The following is a 318-nucleotide window of genomic DNA, read 5'->3' on the forward strand; positions in this document are numbered from 1 at the left end:
GGCATCAGCCCGCGCGAGGCCACCGCGATGGACCCGCAGCAGCGCCTGCTGCTGGAAACCTCCTGGGAGGCCCTGGAGCGCGCCGGCATCGACCCCGCCGCCCTGCGCGGCAGCCGCACCGGCGTCTTCGCCGGCCTGATGGCGATGGAGTACGGGCCGCCGCTGCACGAGCCGATCGAGGGCATGGACGGCTTCCGGATGCTCGGCAGCTCGTCGAGCGTGGCGTCCGGGCGGATCTCCTACCTGCTGGGCCTGGAGGGCCCGGCGATGACGGTGGACACCGCCTGCTCCTCCTCGCTCGTCGCCCTGCACCTGGCC

At 74.2% G+C, this 318-nt stretch carries 1 protein-coding gene; it reads left to right on the forward strand.

Going from position 1 to position 318, the window contains the following annotated elements:
* Positions 1-318, forward strand: a 318-nt coding sequence (locus ADK60_RS26980; protein ID WP_199839772.1) for a beta-ketoacyl [acyl carrier protein] synthase domain-containing protein, incomplete at both ends; no start/stop codon positions are given.

It is taken from the genome of Streptomyces sp. XY431, assembly GCF_001279805.1.
Taxonomy (GTDB): Bacteria; Actinomycetota; Actinomycetes; order Streptomycetales; family Streptomycetaceae; genus Kitasatospora; species Kitasatospora purpeofusca.